Source organism: Exiguobacterium undae DSM 14481 (genome assembly GCF_000620805.1).
Classification (GTDB): Bacteria; Bacillota; Bacilli; order Exiguobacteriales; family Exiguobacteriaceae; genus Exiguobacterium_A; species Exiguobacterium_A undae.
On sequence record NZ_JHZV01000009.1, the window covers coordinates 1 to 13,184 of the forward strand.

Annotated in this window: 17 protein-coding genes; 13 read left to right on the plus strand and 4 right to left on the minus strand. The window is 36.6% G+C overall.

Going from position 1 to position 13,184, the window contains the following annotated elements:
* Nucleotides 1-171 precede the first annotated feature (171 nt).
* Nucleotides 172-852 carry a hypothetical protein gene (locus P397_RS0100590; protein WP_028105300.1) on the minus strand — a complete coding sequence of 227 codons (681 nt, stop codon included), beginning with the start codon at nt 850-852 and terminating at the stop codon, nt 172-174.
* 2,554 nt (nt 853-3,406) lie between these two features.
* Here P397_RS0100590 and P397_RS0100595 point away from each other — a divergent pair.
* The 4 genes from P397_RS0100595 to P397_RS0100610 are packed head-to-tail and all read left to right on the plus strand — an operon-like array spanning nt 3,407 to nt 4,839.
* Entirely contained in the window at nt 3,407-3,748 is a 342-nt protein-coding gene (locus P397_RS0100595; RefSeq protein WP_028105301.1) for a hypothetical protein, read from the plus strand.
* A 48-nt stretch (nt 3,749-3,796) separates the two neighbouring features.
* Complete coding sequence (locus P397_RS0100600; protein ID WP_028105302.1) at nt 3,797-4,132, plus strand: hypothetical protein; 336 nt, start codon at nt 3,797-3,799, stop codon at nt 4,130-4,132.
* Nucleotides 4,133-4,153: 21 nt separating this feature from the next.
* On the plus strand, nt 4,154-4,543 hold the full coding sequence (locus P397_RS0100605; RefSeq protein ID WP_028105303.1) for a hypothetical protein: 390 nt from the start codon (nt 4,154-4,156) through the stop codon (nt 4,541-4,543).
* Nucleotides 4,540-4,839, plus strand: a complete 300-nt coding sequence (locus P397_RS0100610; RefSeq protein ID WP_028105304.1) for a hypothetical protein — start codon at nt 4,540-4,542, stop codon at nt 4,837-4,839. The genes P397_RS0100605 and P397_RS0100610 overlap by 4 nt, the downstream gene beginning before the upstream one ends.
* Nucleotides 4,840-5,172: 333 nt before the next feature.
* On the opposite strand, the gene P397_RS0100615 is transcribed toward P397_RS0100610, so the two are convergent.
* Both P397_RS0100615 and P397_RS0100620 read right to left on the minus strand, forming a co-directional pair.
* Nucleotides 5,173-5,418: a hypothetical protein gene (locus P397_RS0100615; RefSeq protein WP_028105305.1), complete on the minus strand. Its 246-nt coding sequence runs from the start codon at nt 5,416-5,418 to the stop codon at nt 5,173-5,175.
* 485 nt (nt 5,419-5,903) lie between these two features.
* Nucleotides 5,904-6,473: a hypothetical protein gene (locus P397_RS0100620; RefSeq protein ID WP_028105306.1), complete on the minus strand. Its 570-nt coding sequence runs from the start codon at nt 6,471-6,473 to the stop codon at nt 5,904-5,906.
* A 333-nt stretch (nt 6,474-6,806) separates the two neighbouring features.
* Here P397_RS0100620 and P397_RS0100625 point away from each other — a divergent pair, with 333 nt between their 5' ends.
* The 6 genes from P397_RS0100625 to P397_RS0100650 all read left to right on the plus strand — a co-directional run bounded on the left by P397_RS0100625 (nt 6,807) and on the right by P397_RS0100650 (nt 9,351).
* On the plus strand, nt 6,807-7,094 hold the full coding sequence (locus P397_RS0100625; RefSeq protein WP_028105307.1) for a helix-turn-helix domain-containing protein: 288 nt from the start codon (nt 6,807-6,809) through the stop codon (nt 7,092-7,094).
* Nucleotides 7,087-7,497 carry a phBC6A51 family helix-turn-helix protein gene (locus tag P397_RS16995; protein ID WP_051523850.1) on the plus strand — a complete coding sequence of 137 codons (411 nt, stop codon included), beginning with the start codon at nt 7,087-7,089 and terminating at the stop codon, nt 7,495-7,497. The genes P397_RS0100625 and P397_RS16995 overlap by 8 nt, the downstream gene beginning before the upstream one ends.
* Nucleotides 7,498-7,519: 22 nt before the next feature.
* The gene (locus tag P397_RS0100635) at nt 7,520-8,149 is read left to right on the plus strand and encodes a hypothetical protein (RefSeq protein WP_028105308.1); all 630 of its coding nucleotides are present in this window, start codon (nt 7,520-7,522) and stop codon (nt 8,147-8,149) included.
* Nucleotides 8,150-8,221: 72 nt separating this feature from the next.
* The gene (locus P397_RS17000) at nt 8,222-8,797 is read left to right on the plus strand and encodes an HNH endonuclease (RefSeq protein ID WP_035413974.1); all 576 of its coding nucleotides are present in this window, start codon (nt 8,222-8,224) and stop codon (nt 8,795-8,797) included.
* A 17-nt stretch (nt 8,798-8,814) separates the two neighbouring features.
* Complete coding sequence (locus P397_RS0100645) at nt 8,815-9,090, plus strand: hypothetical protein (RefSeq protein WP_028105309.1); 276 nt, start codon at nt 8,815-8,817, stop codon at nt 9,088-9,090.
* A 57-nt stretch (nt 9,091-9,147) separates the two neighbouring features.
* The gene (locus P397_RS0100650) at nt 9,148-9,351 is read left to right on the plus strand and encodes a hypothetical protein (RefSeq protein WP_028105310.1); all 204 of its coding nucleotides are present in this window, start codon (nt 9,148-9,150) and stop codon (nt 9,349-9,351) included.
* Nucleotides 9,352-9,492: 141 nt separating this feature from the next.
* Here the strand turns inward: P397_RS0100650 and P397_RS0100655 are convergent, their stop codons facing one another.
* On the minus strand, nt 9,493-10,074 hold the full coding sequence (locus tag P397_RS0100655) for a recombinase family protein (protein ID WP_028105311.1): 582 nt from the start codon (nt 10,072-10,074) through the stop codon (nt 9,493-9,495).
* Between the two features lie 228 nt (nt 10,075-10,302).
* On the opposite strand from P397_RS0100655, the gene P397_RS0100660 reads away from it, so the two are divergent.
* The 3 genes from P397_RS0100660 to P397_RS0100675 all read left to right on the plus strand — a co-directional run.
* Nucleotides 10,303-11,118: a ParA family protein gene (locus P397_RS0100660; protein WP_028105312.1), complete on the plus strand. Its 816-nt coding sequence runs from the start codon at nt 10,303-10,305 to the stop codon at nt 11,116-11,118.
* Nucleotides 11,093-11,383: a hypothetical protein gene (locus tag P397_RS0100665; protein ID WP_028105313.1), complete on the plus strand. Its 291-nt coding sequence runs from the start codon at nt 11,093-11,095 to the stop codon at nt 11,381-11,383. The genes P397_RS0100660 and P397_RS0100665 overlap by 26 nt, the downstream gene beginning before the upstream one ends.
* Before the next feature lie 1,415 nt (nt 11,384-12,798).
* Nucleotides 12,799-13,184 (plus strand): hypothetical protein (locus P397_RS0100675; RefSeq protein ID WP_152539582.1); only part of this gene is annotated, 386 nt, incomplete at its 3' end.

Consider the following 13,184-nt stretch of genomic DNA (forward strand, 5'->3'; position numbering starts at 1 on the left):
AAAGGTGAGGTTGAATCTATGTTTGTACATATCTTCAATGCAGAGGATGTTAACCAGGGAGTGTTCAAGATTGCCTATACCAACAAAGGTAAAGCACAAACTGGGCTAGATGAAACGGGTAAGTGGACGAAGCAGTAAGTAATAGTGCATAAGTAAAGCCCCTATTAACCGTCACAGGTTATCGGGGGCTTCTTTTTTTGAGTATATAACAGTGAAAAAACGTAAAAATAGAGATATATTCCATAAGCTATCAATTCGTTCTTTCCGTTCATTTAGTTCATTTTTTTGTAAGGAAATTTCAAATTTCGCATCAGAAGCTAGTTCACTGTTACTTTCTCTATTTTCATTGTATTTTTCTAAAGATGCTATAAGTTTTGTTACCTCTTTATTTTCAGAAATATCAATATCATCGTACTGTAAACGTTTTTCATTAGAAAACTGATGCTTAACTTTTTCTATTTCTTTATCAATATTCTTATTTGCCTCTAGATAAAGTTGAATATATTCAATTTGATGAATTAAAGATATATGAACTTCCTTTTTTAATGAATCATATAGATTTAATACAGCGAATATAAAAATTTGATAAACCGTAAAGAAGTCAATAAATTGCTTAAGCTTTCCTTCTTCCTCGTAGTCTACTTTAAAATAGTCAGTTAACCATGCAAACAGAGAAAACATCAGCAGTATTTCTGCTATGTACAAAGATACTTTATATAAGAAATTATAAAGATATCTTCTTTTCAAGGGTATGTCTTTTTCTCTTCTTCGTGTAGTTATAAAAAATGAAGTAGTTGTATAAAGAATTGTTAAAAGCGTCAACGTTAAGAAAACGTTTAATGAGTTTTCCAAAATTAAACCTCCTAGTATATTTATATTTTCAACAATACGTGATGTGACTGGAGAAATACATTTTCACGTGAGTTATTTTATGATATTCAAATATAATCCAAAAATAGCCCCATGCATGTACCAGTTCATACACCTGCCTTTGTGTCATTATCCCTAATAAACATACGTACACCAGTTCTTTTAGTTCCGAAGTACATCTATTATCAGACATAGCTTTGTGACACTAAATCCTCATAGTTAACTTAGCCGTTCTCTAAGAAATTCTACAAAATACGGGTTAGTTAATTAAATCAGTTAACCCTCACGCTATAAACGTTGGTGTTAAGCCATTGTGTTTTTAAAAAATCGTTAGGAAAAAAAGTATACTTTAATTAACTAGTTGCTTTTTACCCATTACTTAACTAATTACTTCTGTTCAGTAAGCAAGCCAATTATCTTATCAATCACAATGAGTGTTACCTTTCTATTCGTATTATCTTTTCAGTTCTCTTATATAGAAGGAACTGATAGTAAAAGTACGCATTTATCATTGTGTCAAAATCCTTCACTTGTGAGACAGCAGCAAGGGTTACGTAGTATCAGTGGTTCATCGTGTTCCATAAGTCGTGTCCGGAACTAAAGACGTACTATTAACTATTAGATAGTCCAGCATACGAAGATACCCCGGTGAACGGGGGAAGGGGATAGGGAGACGCTAGACACTGTGAAACTGGTGTATATAAATCAGAAACCTCATATGGTGTCCCTATCTACAATTACAGGTGAGTATGTCAATTTGTTCGTATCTTTTGCAGCAATTACACTGTTTAGTTCTCCGTACACATTCCTCTTACAGTCAGACTTACCATGTTTCTTCTATATGCATAAATCATTCCTACAAATTCACTACTTTCCAAAAATATATTCCTGTTCTAAAAATAGCGTCCATTTGTGGCAATGTATTTTATTTTAATGTTGACTACTTTTAATCAATAATTTTGATATGGAGTACACATATAAAGTAAAGAATAAGACTGATAATAAACAATATTGTCCATATACAAAATCGTAAGTTAAAAAGTGTAGTTAATACGTGTAGTATCATATGGTTGTTGTATATTGTATTAAAAAAGTGTTAGACTTGTATTTGTTATTGATTGAAAGAAAGATTCCAAAGGACATAGCACGGTGAATGCAATTTGACCTAACGTGCAGCAGGGAACATAAAAAATCCCCTTAGAGAAATCTAAAGGGATTAAAAAGGAATATGGTTATTCTTGTTGAATCATATGTATAGCACTATAAAATAGGCGTCTCACGCTTGTTCTGACGTCCTGTAAATTTTAATGTGATAAAAGGTTTGTTCTATTACGCAAAAGCGTTATACGCCAATCTGAAGGCATTTGAGAAAATAATTGATTGTAAGTTCTGCCATGCTTTAGTAGAATAGTAGACATATCCAAGAAACATCCAGCAACACCCATAAAAAAATACAGAAGAAAAGGACTCCACCCCCCACGCCGACCAAAGCTAGTTGGGAAAAGTCCTTCACTAATTACTGTATGAGATAAGTATAAGTGTAATTATATCCTTTTTCAAGGGATTTATACGCTTAAGCGTTTTCATGCGGTAGAAAAGTCTATACAGGCTTTATTTAGCGAAGAACTTTTTCTTAAAATCTAACTTATATGGCATGGAGGTGAATCCTTTCGAGATACTCGGAGGATTTTTTTGTTGTTCTTTTCGACGTGGAATGCCTAACACACGCTAAACATTGAACAGGTCAGCTATGCCGATGCAGAAAAATAGCGAACGCACACTTACGACGATTCCCCTTCTTATCGTCCGTGCGTTGTCAGGTGGGTGCGACCATTAACGGCACGGGTGGAAGACGTTAGTCCTACGGGACTAGGGTACGCTATCAGATACCAGCATGTTAGGGACGTTTTTAACATGTAGAAAGATAGTGTCGGTGAAAACCGGAAGTCAAGAAGGGGCGTACACGGATACCAGCCAAGTCTCCCAATTTTCAGGAGTTTCCAAGCGACTTTTCTCTCTATATGCCGACATACATAAATAGCTTCATTTGTCGGTATATAGGGGAAAAGTCTGCCCCGCCGTTTCCAACACCGCAACCCATTTTCAGATTTTGAAAACCCTTAAGGTCAAGTGATTACGTAAAGAAAATCGCAGAAAGATTGAAGAAACGACGAAGCTACTGACGAACGCAGACAGGAAAGCTAAGGGAAACAAAAGGCAAACAGGGCGAAGTAGGAAAAAGAGGAACTAGAAAAAAGAACACTAGTTTAATTAAAGTCGAAGTCAAGACTGGTTTATTAAAATAAGTACGTCCATAATTCAATCAGACATGAAGAATACTCAATTAACACTGACTGAACGTTTAACGTTATTAATTCATAATCAGTGTATATATAGCCCATCAACCTAAATTTGAAGGAATATCAAGTATGAAAAATTACATGTCTACATACTTGGGATTCAGAAAATTCAAAAATGATTAGGTTAAGTTTTCTAACAGAACATAAATCTATATGCAGAGAAAGGAGGAAGCAAAATGATTACGCCTAATATCCTAAGCAATCGAGAATACCTTAAGATTCAAAGTACGGCATTCGACATATCTGATGCTGTGAGAATGGCAAATGAATTAGATGTTGATAATAAAGAAAAAGCAGAAGCACGCATACAAGTGTATCTTTCAGCGTGGAATAAAGAAGATATTAAAGATTTATTAGTTTGGATTATGAACAGAGAAAGTAACTTGGAATATTATTTAAAAACCTTAGATGGTTCAAGTGAACTTGCAAAACAGACTACTCTCGAAATTCAAGGTACTGAAGAATTGCATGAAAAAGTAAACGAAGCACGTGAACACCTTCCAGAGATAGTATGGTGAACTGATTAAGCTTCAAACAGTAACCACATTTGAAAAGGAGAAGTTAGTATGACGCCACTGAATAACGCTACTTTCAATAAAATTGTAGGTAAGGCAGTTAGGTTAGAAGGTAATTCCCTTTTAGATGATTTAGAGATTACGGATGAAGAAAAAGCAGAAGCGTTTCTTGAAATTTATATGATTTTGGATAACGCCAACGATACAAAAGAATTACTGGAGTTACATCGCAGATTAGAAGTAAAGCATGCAGAGTTCCAAAAAGATTTAGAGACATATGGAATCAATAGTGTTGGATTAGCGAGAACCCGTGAATTCCATAAGTCTGATTTAGAAAGAATTGAATTAGCTTTAGAATTTACAGGGAATTTCGCAAGACGTTCATAAAAACTAGAAATGGGTGATTAGATGTTTTATACGAATCGTGTCTTATCTAGATTTGAAGAACAGCAACTAACTTTGGCACAAGTACTTGCTGAAGTTAATAAGCCTGGCTTCTTAGAAACTTCGGAAGAAGGAAGCGAGAAAGAAAAAGCCGAGGCATTTCTCGAAGTGCATATGATTACTTCAGACAAAGAAAAAGCAGACGAACTTTTTAAAAGCTATAAACAAAAAGCAGATGAAGCACTTCAAAAGTCAATAACATCAAAAGAACAAGGAATCACTGTTTCTCAAATTGATGAAGACAGTCTTCGTGATGACACATCTAACTACATGAACACTATGGGTGCTTTATTACGATTGGACGGAATCAATCCAAAACGTATCTCAATTACTGGAAAAGAGGTTTTCAAGTGAACATGAACGAATTAGGATTACCAAACGACACGCATGAAGCAGCATACATGATGGTTGTCGAAAACGAAGAGTCTGCAAAAATGTATTTAGAGTTACAAATGTACAATTATAGTTTTCCGGATACTAAAGTTCTTTTGGCGAAAGTAGAACAAAGAAATGTAATGTCTAAAAAGAATCTAGAAATGATGCCAATGGTTCCCGAGTTCCAAGAAGTTGCTGCTAGTGCTGAAAAAGAGTTAGAAAAGACAAAACTAGCCCTAAGCTATACCGGTCACTTTGAAAGCGAAAGTAAATAAGACAGTGTAAACCCTTGAATAGCCTTCAGACGCTTCAGATTCGATTCTAAGCGTCTCCGAGGGCCTCGGGCATACCAATGCACCAAAAACCTTTCGAAAGCCTCTAAAGGGCATCTAAAACGTATTAAGTGTTTTGTGTAGTGTTACTGTGTACTACAAAATTGAATATTAATATTCAACTACACATATATAGTGCAAGTGTTTGTAATGATGTCAAATGCTTCTTAATAAGCCATTTAAAGCACTTCTGTTCAAACATATACTTAGGTATTAAACTGCATATAAAAAGCCCTCAGAAGCCGTTTTAAAGCGTTCTAGGACTATATGATAAACTTACTTATTTATTTCGTTGATGTTATACGTTATTACAGGCGATTCCGTACCATCTTGAATACGCCAGCCCTTCCAACGCTTTCCGTTTCCCCCTACCTTTTTCTCACTCGAAGTACCGTTCTTACTCTTTGCATAAACGGATTGTACGTAAGACATTGGAACTCCATACTTAGAAGCTACATTTCCCCATTTAACGCCTGCACGAATGTCGTTCATAATTGCTGCTTTTAATTTCAATTCATTCAAAAGATTACCCCCTACGCTTAGATACTTTACGTTGGGGTAAATTGTGCTGTGCTGTGACAAGTTAGGTTGCAAGAAAGCTAAACAGAAGGAAAACTATATTTTGGTATCGCCACAAATTAAGTGACACAAGGGAGTATGCCTGCTTCGAAATAGTTGTTTTTTATACAAGCAATTCGAATGAATTGTTACTACATTGTAATAAGTCCGAAACCCGTTGGGGGAGTATGTCTGAAGGCACTTTAAGTAGTTCTACAAAAAAGAAGTTCATGCCCCTTGCTTGTATTTTTACTGCTTAGCTTGACCTATATATAGAGATATAGAGAGTTAAGTTACTTGTTGTTAGTTATTGGGCGTTAGCCACGACGTAAGTCGTTAAGAACTTAATGAATATCTATATCCTTTTGTTAAAAGGATTAAAAGACATTACGCCTTACGGCGTGTTAACTCACTTCGTTCGTTAACTATTGTTTTAACAATCATTTTATTTATCTAGAACTCCCTGACCCCATACTCATAAGTGCTTGGTGGTTCATATCTCGTCTGATAAGTTCCAGTGGTTCTTCGGTATATGGATATCCTTCAAAAGCTTTTAAATCACAAATTGTGCTTCTTGTTATTATTTTATAGTTTCTATCATGATTTCTTTTTAATATTTGTATTTCGATAGTCGGGAAATCTTCCTCTTCTTCTCTTCGATTCATGTTTTTATATGGTATGTCGCCCTGATGACCTATTTTAATTTTATGTATTTTACCACCAGCTAGAGTTATTCGTGCTTCACCGTTCAGTAACTTGTAAGTATCTAAAAAATTTTTTGTTTCGGGTTCTGTATTTTCATCGTAGCTTAATACTTTAAAAGTATAATCAATAGCAGTACCTTTCCCGATATTCTCAATAGCTATACCGTAATCCCCATGTTTCTCCTGATAAGGATAAACAATTACTTCGACTCCGAACTGTTGTACATAAAATGTTCGACCAGCTAAGGCTAAAGCAGAAAAAGCAATGAAATCAATTTTTTTAACTACATCCAAAATATTAGAGAACTCATTCATGTTTATTACTCCGTTCAAATGTTTTTTTGTATACTAAGCTTAGTCGAATTTAGGAATAAGTTCAAAAAAAAGTTAATGCCAAACATCTTAAAACGTAATTAATGGAAACATACACCATACTTTTTTAGCCTCTTTGTTCCTTAACAGGGTCAGAGGGGCTTTTTTATTGTTCTAAATAAGAAAAAACTTCATTCGATTACTTGTAAAAGGGGCATTTAGCTTGCTTATAGATTAGGAAAGAAAGAGTTTAGCAAGAAGGTATGAAGCTAATGAAGTCACCCCTTACTTAGTTACATACTTTTTTGCATTCAATCAATAACAGGGGGCAAAGAAATGGATAATGTCGATGGAGTATTAGAGATTAAAAATAGAATGGTCATGCGAGGTAAGACAATTAAAGTGCTACGAGTTATTAAAGACAAGACGTTGCAAGATGTAGTGAGAGAGACGGGGTTAGCTATCTCCACGTTATCTGCAATGGAGAATGAGACAAGAAAAGTGACTAGCTTTTCACAACTCAAATTAGCCCGTTATTTATTGAACGAACTTCAATACACACCGGATGAAGTCGTGGTTCTACAAGCATTTATTAATCAGAAAGAAGGTGGTTACATTGCGTAACGGTAAATTAACAACAAGCGAAATTGAACAACTTACAGAAATTCACCAGCGACAATTCAAGGGAGAAACACTAACTTCTATTTGTAAGGACTTAGGTATCGACCGTAAAACCTTTTACCGACGTCGCCAACTACCACAATGGCAGGAGTTCGAAAAGGAACTGAACGATAAGTTACTAGAGAATTCGTATCACGAAATTATGAACACGGTTGTTCTCAAAGCTAAGCAGGGTAGTCACCCTCATGCAAAACTTTACCTAGAAGCAACGGGACGTCTTAAATCGTCTAGAGAACTTCGTGAAGAAGAAGAGAAACGTCGTACTTCCGGAAGCACTTCACCACTTGATATTTCGGAACTGCGTCGGATGTTTGAAGAAGATAAAAAGCTACGGTTGATTGAATAACTGAAAAGGGAGAGGAATAATCATGGGACTACTTAAAGGGGACGTCATTAAAAAGGTGAACGGGGTTAAAGCTAAGATTGAAAAGAAAAAAGATGAATTGATTGGAAAGCGAACGTTGTTGCTGCGTGAACAAGATATGTTACGAAGTGCGATTGAAGATGACTTTCAACGTCAAATCATGGAAGAAGTTCCACCGGATAAAAAGCTAAAAAGTGATTACGATAAAGTGACTTCAGAGTTAGGACACCTGGAACTTCAGTTAGGCAGCCTAGATGGAATTTTATCTAAAGAACTAGAGAAGTATAAGGGAGACGTAGTTAAGGAATCAGATAAAGTAGTATCCGACTATGAACAACTTGAAAAGAAAATGCACGATGATTTGAAAAGAATCAAACTGCAATACTTTGAAAAATTGATTGAATACAATCAGGCTAACTTAAAAGCACGTCAGCAATACGGTGTACATGGTGAAGTTTTGGACAGCCTGGGCTTGAAGCGTCGTGGTGCATTGGAAAAAGGTATTCCGTTCAATACAACGCAACTTTGGAATGCAGACTACCAGGGAATGTTCACAATGGAAGAACTTCGTGAAGCCTATCACGGTAAAATGCCTTATCGTGCGATTCAATTCAAAAAAGAAAATAACTTATGATGCAGGGCGATTGTTATTGAGATAACAGGCGTCTTTTTTAGTGGGGAAAATTAAACAACAGAGGTGATTAGGGTGGGAAAGTTGATAACAAAGCGAGGTTGGGAAACGGTTATATTTCTAGATGATGCTGGAGAAATGACTAGTCGTATTTGTACCAAATGCAAAGAATTGAAATTAGCTAGTGACTTCGGAAGTAATAAAGGACTAGCCTACAATAAGCGTTCGGACTGTAAAGCATGTCACAACGTAACTTTTCGACAAGCAACTTCAATTCAAAACGGTAAACGTCGGGCTAAAATGAATGGATTACCGTCAGATATGACACAACTTGTGCGAGAGAAGATAAAGAAGCGACAGGGCAATAAATGTATCTTGTCCGGCGAAACAGAATGTCTTACGACGGAACACGTCATTCCTCTAAGTTGGGGAACGGGCTTCGGTGACACCTACGGTAATGTAGTGTTTATGTCCAAACGCTTGAACTCTTCAAAGGGAAAAAAGAACATCTTCACCTGGATTAAAGGACAACCGGACCAATACCAGGCTAACTTTCATAACGCACTTGTTCCGACGCTTGCAGCACGTAACGATATGTCGGTGGAAGAATACGAAGTGTTTGTTAATGAGTGCTACTCAAATCGAAAATAACAAAGGGGATGAACAGAATGAAACAGGAAATGATTATGGTAGAACGTAGACCTAGTGCCGTTCAATTGATTGCGATGGGATACGATAAGACGGAGAAAGAACGGTTGCAAGAAGGTGTGTTAACCAAGCACGATGCTAAAGAAGAAGGCGACGTGACTAACTTTGAAGGTCAGAAGCAGAAACGTAAGCTAACTGCTTTAGACTTACTAATAAACGGTTACACGGCAGACGAAGCACAGAAAACGCAAGAGGTTGCGATTGACGTAAATAATTTAAAAACGAATAAGAAGTAATTACTAGGGACGTCTGAAAAGGCGTCTCTTATTTTTTTATCTAAAGGAGGATGTATGATGCTAAGCGATGCTTATTATGAATTGTTGTATATGTTGGATATGGACGAAGTGATTGAAGGTAACAACCTTCATATTGAGATTTACAAACGTGTCGGGCAAGAATTGAAGTTGTCTAATCAATCCTACTGGAAGCATCCGGACTATGAAGAACCTAGGACTAAAGAAGAAATACTGATTGAACTAGATGAACTTCTAGAATGAACACTAAGGATAGCCGGGCGATGACGTAAAGAGTAATTCTCTTTGCGTCTCTTTTTTTGCCTGGATACGTAGATTTGAAGCAGAAAAACTCCTAGTTAGAGGATTACTAACCAGGAGTGCTTTAGTCTTGAATATTAATCTTCAAACAATCACTTCATACTGTCTTAGCTTTTTGTAGAAGGTGGGACGTGAAACACCTGAACTAGCAATAATCGTCTTAAGAGGCTTCTTTCCTTCTTTGTAGTCCTCAATAGCATTCTCTAAAGCCAATCGTTTAGTCTCGTCGTCTTCTACTCTTCTTCTTCCGAAACGGACACCCCGTTCTTTTGCCCGTACTCTTCCTTCTGCCACACGTTCACTAATGATGTCCCTTTCAAACTCGGCGATTGAACCCATCATATTAAATACTAGTCGTCCCACGCTTGTCGAAAAGTCTATTTGTTCATTGATGAATACCAGGCGTATGCCTCGTTCATGGAGTTCATGTGCCATATTCGTTAGATGACGCATTGAACGTGCTAAACGGTCTAGTTTGTAAACAATCAAAGAATCACCTTCTTGAAGTGTTTCCATAAGCAGAGTAAGCCCCTTTCTTTCTTTATCTTTTCCGGAAGCTTTATCGTGAAAAATATTCTCTTCTTTTACTCCATAAGCAACTAATTTTTCTATTTGGATTTCATAGTTTTGGTCAATTGCAGAAACTCGTACGTATCCATATTCCATATGTAAAATCCCCTTTTTGTAAGTATCTTGTCTAGTTAATATACACCTATCTTAATATCTAAATTAACTACGTGTCAACAATAAACTTACAGTTAATACTGCAAGTATGAACTACACAATTAAACTGTATACTACACGTATTTAGTATCTTTTAATATTTACAGTGGTTTTTGTTTGTGGTTGAAAGTATAATGAGTTCATATTTGATTGAGTAAGGGAGGGCTTTTCGTGGGAGAAATAATCACCGTTACAATTAGTAAAGGTGGTGTTCTTAAGACATCTATCGTCGCCAACTTAGGAAGTGCGATTGCAAAACGATACCCGGACAAACGTGTCCTATTGCTAGAAACAGACCCCCAGGGCAATCTATCTGATACCTTCGGTATTGATTCTGAAGCATTACCCCATAGTATTTTTGACGTGTATATGGGAGAAAAAACGATAGCAGAAGTGAAGCAATCTATCTTGCCGAACCTGGATATAGTGCCTGCAAACAATCAACTGAATGACTTAGATTATCAGGTATGGACTACTTATCAAGACGAAGGAATAAGCCCGTTCAATCTATTAAAAGATGCTTTGAAGGGTATTCGTGATTCTTACGATTACATCCTGGTTGATACACCACCAGCCTACTCTTTGAACGTAGGTAATGTACTGAATGTAACGGACAAGGTAATTATTCCATTGCAGTTAGAACCATACGCAATCAAAGGACTTAAGAAAGCCGTTGATATGGTTGCTTTGTTTAACGAACGTAGAAAAGACCCGATTGAGATTGTAGGGGTGCTTGCTACTCTTGTAAGAACGACAGCATTACACACAGAATTATTGCAACAAACCCGTTCTTACTGTCAGCACAAAGGAATCAGAATGTTCGACACAGTAATTAAGCAAACAATCAAGTTTGCAGAAACCGTAGCAGTAGAAAGTAAGCCGACAGTTTTATTAGATAAGTTAAATGCCCGTGACCGGGACATTGTAGATGTGTACTACAAATTAATGGAGGAGATTTTAAATGAAGAACATACCAAATCAATTTAATGAAGTGAATAAAGAAGAGAAAGATACAGCAACAGTCCCAGCAGCGTCTATCGCACTGGACATGGACAAGTACAAAACTAAGAAAGAAAAAGAAAAGGAAAAGGACGCTAAAACTCGTGTTTCTCTTTTCCTTGAACCGGCACTTGCCAAAAGATTGGACCGGGCTGCAAAGAAATACGGTAAAGGATTCAAATCGACGTTCACGTCGGATGTGCTTGAAAAAGCATTAGATGCTTTGGAAGCTAAAGAGAATAATAACAAATAATCATATGAAGACTAAGGCAACTAAGCCCTAGTCTTTTTTATTTACTTTCTCCTATCGAACCTAAAATCAAATGACCGGAAGTTGTTGACCCAGTGCATTAATGTGAAAGGTTAGGCATCTTCAATAGAGTATGCTTAAAAGTTACGCTATCAGACTAAAAATGTCGCTTAGATTCGTCCTGTGTTGCATCGAGAACTATCAGCACATATAGTTGTTCAAATGATTAGAACATAGGATGTGTTATCAGTGCGTGTTAATAGGAATACTTTAGAATGTTGGAGAAACAAGAATATGTATAACAAAAAGGGCTAGTATAAGCCCTTTATTGTTTAGAACAAGTCAACGATGAACTTAACTAGTCCATATACTTTTTGTGGTACTTCGAGTAACCCTATAAGCATTAACACAGAGTTAATCCGATTAGACAAAGTTTCCTTAGAATCCTTCTTCACATGAATCACCTTCCTTCTCGTATTTTTTTTAAAGTTGCAGCGTTTTTTCTTCCGACTTTTTCCCATTAGAGAACCACCTCTTTCTTTAGTTTGTATATGCTATGCGACTGCCCTCTTCATTAATCATTTAGAGTGTTCTAGCAAAGTGTGACTGTTCCGAATGAGTGACAACTGGAAACAGGGAACCTTGAAAGGAGATACTTCAAACTTTGTACTTCGAACTCTTCGGCGGACTAACTCATGTGAGGAAAAGAACGTCATATCGTCCTTCGAAACTGCAAGGTGAGTAGTTCATCCGAAAACTGTCCCAAAAATTCGTAATATCAGCACTCAATTTTTCAATGAAAGTGGTCAAGAAGACGGAGTTGCCCCCCATCTTCGAGTTCTATAAAAATTATCAGCATTTGGATGTCTTTTCTTGTCCATCTCCTCCTACAAATTAATAACGTTTCAGAAAGTAGTTTCAGACACTACCTTTAATCTCGAATTAACCTCCTTTTTTACTACCACTTACAAAAATCACGACGGATTTTTGGATGAATGGCGTTTTTGAAGTTCCTTTGTAATATCCTTTTTCATAGTAGTAACGTTTTAAATAAAATATTCAGACGTCGCTTTTTTCGTACTGTACGCACTTCTTTTGTCCCCCCTTCACCCCTAAGGTAGAAGTGACGTTAACCATGAAGGTGTTTGAAAAAATTATTCTCGACCTTCTCACCGACAAGGTATTAACCGGATTAACACCCTTTTCTTCTAAAAATTGATGCTGGCTAACAACTTCTTCACTGATAAGGTAGGGAGGGCATTAATAAAATAGGTTTGTGAGGAAAATATTTTGAGTAGGTGTCGAAAGGAAACTAGATTGGTGGTTAATGGAGAGATATAGAGGATATTGTTTGCATGTTAAAACTCACTTCTCTAAAATGTCTTAATGTTGTTAAAAATAGGAAGAGGGGTTGGATTATGGCATCAGTAAAAAAAGAGAAGAAGCCAGTGAAACCAATTGTGCGTGTGATTGCAATTGCTTTATGGATTGTAATAGCCTTGTTGGTGGCTATTATTGTGTTTGGGAAAGATGCAGAAGAGGACACTAAGAAAGGAAAGTCTGAAGTATCGAAGCAAGAGTACACAGTGACACAACAACGATACGATAAGGCAGGTACTTTCTATATCACGGCTAAAGCAGACGTGAAGGATGATACACAGGTTAAAGCACTTGTTAAGCAAGTTGCAGCCGAACATAAAGGGAAGCAAAAAGGTGAGGTTGAATCTATGTTTGTACATATCTTCAATGCAGAGGATGTTAACCAGGGAGTGTTCAAGATTGCCTATACCAACAAAGGTAAAGC